6 protein-coding genes are annotated in these 5,153 nt (G+C 59.9%); 3 read left to right on the top strand and 3 right to left on the bottom strand.

What is annotated here, in order from left to right; genetic code table 11:
- The first annotated feature begins 68 nt into the window (after positions 1-68).
- The gene (gene grxD, locus AC6RA8_RS15375; protein ID WP_189368603.1) at positions 69-431 is read left to right on the top strand and encodes a Grx4 family monothiol glutaredoxin; all 363 of its coding nucleotides are present in this window, start codon (positions 69-71) and stop codon (positions 429-431) included.
- A 101-nt stretch (positions 432-532) separates the two neighbouring features.
- Here grxD and AC6RA8_RS15370 read toward each other — a convergent pair whose 3' ends face one another.
- Together AC6RA8_RS15370 and AC6RA8_RS15365 are read right to left on the bottom strand one after the other, a co-directional pair.
- The gene (locus AC6RA8_RS15370; RefSeq protein ID WP_299206483.1) at positions 533-925 is read right to left on the bottom strand and encodes a cell division protein ZapA; all 393 of its coding nucleotides are present in this window, start codon (positions 923-925) and stop codon (positions 533-535) included.
- Positions 918-1,409 carry a hypothetical protein gene (locus AC6RA8_RS15365; protein ID WP_500353670.1) on the bottom strand — a complete coding sequence of 164 codons (492 nt, stop codon included), beginning with the start codon at positions 1,407-1,409 and terminating at the stop codon, positions 918-920. The genes AC6RA8_RS15370 and AC6RA8_RS15365 overlap by 8 nt, the downstream gene beginning before the upstream one ends.
- A 273-nt stretch (positions 1,410-1,682) precedes the next feature.
- Between AC6RA8_RS15365 and tkt the strand changes: the two genes are divergently transcribed.
- On the top strand, positions 1,683-3,698 hold the full coding sequence (tkt, locus tag AC6RA8_RS15360) for a transketolase (protein ID WP_500353668.1): 2,016 nt from the start codon (positions 1,683-1,685) through the stop codon (positions 3,696-3,698).
- A 76-nt stretch (positions 3,699-3,774) separates the two neighbouring features.
- Here tkt and AC6RA8_RS15355 read toward each other — a convergent pair whose 3' ends face one another.
- Complete coding sequence (locus AC6RA8_RS15355; RefSeq protein WP_500353666.1) at positions 3,775-4,731, bottom strand: DUF808 domain-containing protein; 957 nt, start codon at positions 4,729-4,731, stop codon at positions 3,775-3,777.
- Between the two features lie 205 nt (positions 4,732-4,936).
- Between AC6RA8_RS15355 and AC6RA8_RS15350 the strand changes: the two genes are divergently transcribed.
- Positions 4,937-5,153 (top strand): glyceraldehyde 3-phosphate dehydrogenase NAD-binding domain-containing protein (locus AC6RA8_RS15350; RefSeq protein WP_500353664.1); only part of this gene is annotated, 217 nt, incomplete at its 3' end.

Below are 5,153 nucleotides of genomic sequence, written 5' to 3'. Positions count from 1 at the left end.
ACACAGTATCGCGTCCCGCGCGACCCGCAGGACTATGCCAAAACCTTTATTCCCAAGGACAAACGCAAATGACTGACGCAAGCAGCCGTATCACCGAAACCAACAACGCCAATGACGTCGTGCTGTATATGAAAGGCACCAAGTCCATGCCGCAATGCGGCTTTTCCAGCCGCGTGGCGGGCGTGCTGAACTACATGGGCGTCGATTTCGCCGACGTGAACGTCCTGGCTGACGAAGAATTGCGCCAAGGCATCAAGGACTTTTCGGATTGGCCGACCATACCGCAGCTTTATGTCAAAGGCGAGTTCGTCGGCGGGTGCGACATTATCACGGAAATGACCCTGTCGGGCGAATTGGACACGCTATTTGATGAAAATGGCGTCACCTATGACAAGGACGCCGCCGACAAGATCCGCGAAGCGAACGGATAAGGAGCGGGGCGCACGACACGTGCGCCTTACGGTTCAAAGAAAAAGGCGTGCCGGGTGGGCACGCCTTTTTTGTTTCGCGGGACTGCGCAGCAAGCTGCGCTTTAGGCTGTCTTCTCTTCCACTTCGGCGGCGAGCGCTTCGGCCCGCGCGGCCAGCTCGGCCAGCGTGTCGGTTACAGCTTGGGGGACCACGGGCACTTCGATCCGTTCGGGTTCTGGCGCGCCCATGGTGCGCAGCCCTTCCAGTTCAGCCTCGCGTTCGGCCAGCTTGGCTTCGACCTCTGCCACGCGGTCTTCGACGCTTGCCGTTTTGTCTGCCAGCATCAAGCCCGCCATCAACAGCATCCGCGCTTCTGGCATGCGCCCGGCCTGATCGGCCAGCACTTGCGCTTCGTCATCCAGCATCTTGGCGGCGGAATGCAGGTAGCTTTCTTCACCCTCCTGGCAGGCGACTTGAAACGGGCGTCCGCCGATATTGATCGTGACCTCAGGCATCTGCGTCCTCCTCTTCCGGGGCTTCGAGCTGGTCGAGCAGTGGGGTCAGCGCCCCGATGATGCTGTTGGCCTCGGCGACATCTGCAGCGCGGGCTGCGCGCAGGCCTTCAAGCTCGGCCATCATGGATTTGTTGATCAGGTGCGCTTCGCCGACACCTTCCTCGTTCGCTGTGCGCAAGGCAGCGTTCGACTCGCGCAACTGCTCATTCGCCTTGCGCAGCCTTTGGAGCTCAAGGTCCAGTTCCTGCACCCGGGCTTGCGCCGCATCGGCCACCGCCTTTGCTTCGGAGGTGGCGGCCTCCTGCCGTTCGGATAGCTTGCGCACCCGCTCTGTCAGCTGTGCATTCGCGACACGCTCATCGTCCAACGCCGCCTGTAACGCCGCCGTGTCGTCAGCGCCTGCCGTATCCAGCCCCTCAAGGCCGGTGGCGATCCTGTCCATCGCGGCGGTCAGCCGCTGCTGCAATCCGTCGATATCGCTCATTTCCTGTGCCTGTTCCCTTTTTCCTTCGCGCGAGCGCAATGGTTCCATCCGCCCGGACTGTTCGAATCGATTTAGCGTCCGGTTGGGCCTGAGTTTAGCCAAAGAGGTATGGAAATGCGCCCCCCTTTGCGATCAACCACTTGCGCGGCGGCTTTGATGTAGCAAAACGCCGCTTGCGCTCAGATGCCCTGAATTGCTGAGGCACAGCGCCTTGATCTTTGGTCTTTGCCTGATATGCAGCCTCAAACCTAATTCCAAAGGACGAGCAATTCCGTGGATCTGACAGCCCTTCGCACCGCCCATCCCGACCACTGGTCCAAGGCCACCGCCATCCGTGCCTTGACCCTTGATGCCGTGGCCGCGGCCAATTCCGGCCACTCAGGCATGCCCATGGGGATGGCAGATGTGGCCACCGTCCTGTTTGAAAAGCACCTGAAATTCGATGCCAAGGCACCGGACTGGCCCGACCGCGACCGGTTCATTCTGTCCGCTGGCCATGGTTCCATGTTGCTCTATTCGCTACTGCACCTGACAGGGTACGAGGACATGACCCTGGAGCAGGTCAAGAACTTCCGTCAGTGGGGCGCGATCACTGCGGGCCACCCGGAATACGGTCACGCCAAGGGGATCGAGACCACCACCGGACCACTTGGCCAGGGCATCTCGAACGCGGTTGGCTTTGCCATGGCAGAAGAAATTCTGCGCGCGCAGTACGGCAAGAAGGTTGTCGATCACTATACATACGCCATCGCGGGGGATGGTTGTCTGATGGAAGGTGTGAGCCAGGAAGCCATCACGCTTGCAGGCCGTCACCAGCTCGGCAAGCTGATTGTCTTTTGGGACAACAACAACATCACCATCGATGGTCCTGTGACCCTCGCCGATACCACGGATCAGCCGCAACGCTTCAAATCCGCGGGCTGGGCGGTGATTGAGATTGATGGGCACGACCCAGAGGCCATCGACGCGGCAATTGCCAAAGCCAAGACCCAGAAGAAGCCGACAATGATTGCGTGCAAAACGCATATCGCGCTGGGTCACGCGGCACAGGATACGTCCAAAGGCCATGGCGCATTGACCGATCAGACACAGCTGCAAGACGCCAAGGCGGCCTATGGCTGGACCACCGGCCCGTTCGACGTGCCAAGCGATGTCAAAGCCGCGTGGGAGGCCATCGGCACCCGCGGCGCCGAGGCCCGCGCGGCCTGGGAAGAGCGGTTTGCCTCGATCTCGGGCTCGAAACAGGCACAGTTCAACCGCACACTCACCCGCGAGGTGCCCAAGAAGCTGTCGGCCACCATCAAGGCGTTCAAGAAGCAGATGTCAGAAAGCGGGCCAAAGCTGGCAACCCGCGCTGCATCCGAAAAGGCGCTGGAAGTTATCAACCCGGTCATGCCCGAAACCGTGGGTGGATCGGCCGACCTGACCGGGTCGAACAACACCAAGACGGGCGATCTGGGCGTGTTCGACACCGACAACCGTGGCGGCCGCTATGTTTACTGGGGCATTCGCGAGCATGGCATGGCCGCCGCGATGAACGGCATGGCGCTTCATGGTGGTATCCGTCCTTACGGTGGCACGTTCATGTGCTTCACCGACTATGCCCGCCCCGCCATGCGTTTGGCGGCCCTGATGAAAATCCCGACGGTGTTCGTCATGACCCATGACAGCATCGGTCTGGGCGAAGACGGTCCGACCCACCAACCCGTCGAGCATTTGGCCATCAGCCGGGCAACACCCAACACCATGGTGTTCCGCCCTGCGGACGCGGTTGAGACAGCGGAAAGCTGGGAACTGGCACTGTCGTCGACAGAAACACCTTCGGTCCTGTCCCTGACCCGTCAGGGGCTGCCCACCGTGCGGACCGATCACAAGCTGAAGAACATGACAGCCCAAGGCGCTTATGTTCTGGCCGATGCCGAGGGCAAGCGTCAGGTCATCCTGATCGCCTCTGGATCAGAAGTGTCTATCGCCATGGACGCTCGCGCCAAGCTGCAAGAAGCTGGCATTGGATGCCGTGTGGTGTCCATGCCCTGCATGGAGCTGTTTGCGCAGCAGGATGAAAGCTATCGCCGCAAGGTGCTGCCAGCGGGCCCCGTCCGTGTCGGTATAGAAGCCGCAGTGCGCCAAGGCTGGGATCAGTGGCTGCTGGGCGAGCGCGGCAAGGCCAACAAGGCCGATTTCGTAGGCATGGATGATTTCGGAGCCTCAGCCCCGGCGAATGTGCTGTTTAAAAAGTTCGGCATCACGGCAGATGCTGTTGTCGAGAAAGCCAAAGTGCTTCTCTGACAAACTGTGTAGGTAAAGAAAGGCCCGGACATGTTCTGCATGTCCGGGCCTTTCTTTTTGAACGGGTTAAGTGCGTCTAGATCGCCTTAGGGGCTGCAGCCCGCCAAATGGGCGTGATCACTTTTTCCCCAATCGGTATCAGGACAAAACCCCAGGCCAGACCCAGCACACCGTGCAGTGCCGCCTTGGCGCCCCAAACCGCGACGTCCGAAGCGCCACCGACCGATTTTGCAATGCCATAGACGATCTCTTCGGGCGTATGCCAACCCATCTGCGCCAATCCGTGAACAATGATCTCTCCGCCCACCCAAAGCATGGCGGCCGTCCCGACAATGGTCAGCAGTTTCAAAAAACCGGGCATGACCTTCACGATGCCCCGCCCCAAGGCACGGACCGGCCCTATGCCGCCGCGCGCGGCCATGGCCATCCCGACATCATCGGCTTTCACGATCAGCGCCACAGAGCCGTAGACCGCGACGGTAATCATCACCGCCACAGTGGCCAGTGTCGCGGCCTCCATCCAGAAATTGCTTTGCGGAATCGCCGCCAACGCGATGGTCATGATTTCGGCGGACAGAATAAAGTCCGTCTTGATCGCACCTTTCGCTTTTTGCTCTTCAAGATGTGCAGGGTCCTGCACCTCCTCCGACTTCCCTTCATAGTCCTCGTGCCCATGGCCCCAGCCCAGCACGTGCGCGACTTTTTCCGCCCCCTCGAAACACAAGTACGAGCCGCCCAGCATCAACAGCGGCGGGATGGCCCAGGGGGCAAAGTTCGCCAATGCCAACCCGGCGGGCAACAGGAATACCAGTTTGTTCTTGAACGACCCTTTGGCAATCCGCCAGATGATCGGCAATTCGCGATCCGCAGAGAAGCCATGCACGTATTTCGGTGTGACCGCCGCATCATCAATCACGGCACCTGCCGCTTTCGAACCCGCCTTGGCCGCTTGACCAATGACGTCATCCATCGATGCCGCCGCCACTTTGGCGATTCCCGCAACATCGTCCAAAAGAGCCAATAGTCCGCTCATTTCGCCCGTTCCCTCGTTTTGTCCTTACGTTAGCGCATAACACAGTGTGGCCGTTCCGCATACTGTTAGCGCGAACTGCATACAATGGAACACGTTTATCGCTAACATACTGATTGCTCATCTCTTTTCCTCTTCTCACGCCGCGGCGCAGCGGCTATCACACCGGCGACATTCAAGCTGCCCCAGCGGAAGGACGACCGGAAACATGACCATCAAAGTCGGAATTAACGGGTTTGGACGCATCGGGCGCTGCACCCTCAGCCATATCGCAACGTCTCTGCGCAACGATATCGATGTCGTCGCGGTGAACGCCACGGGACCGCTGGAAACCGCCGCCCACCTGATCAAGTATGACAGCGTACATGGTCGCTTCCCGAACGAGGTGAAACTGACCAACGACACGATGGATCTGGGCCGTGGGC

The sequence above is a fragment of the Tateyamaria sp. genome (assembly GCF_059783535.1).
Note: the sequence above shows the minus strand (reverse complement) of the source record. Positions and strands in the feature narration are given on the sequence as shown.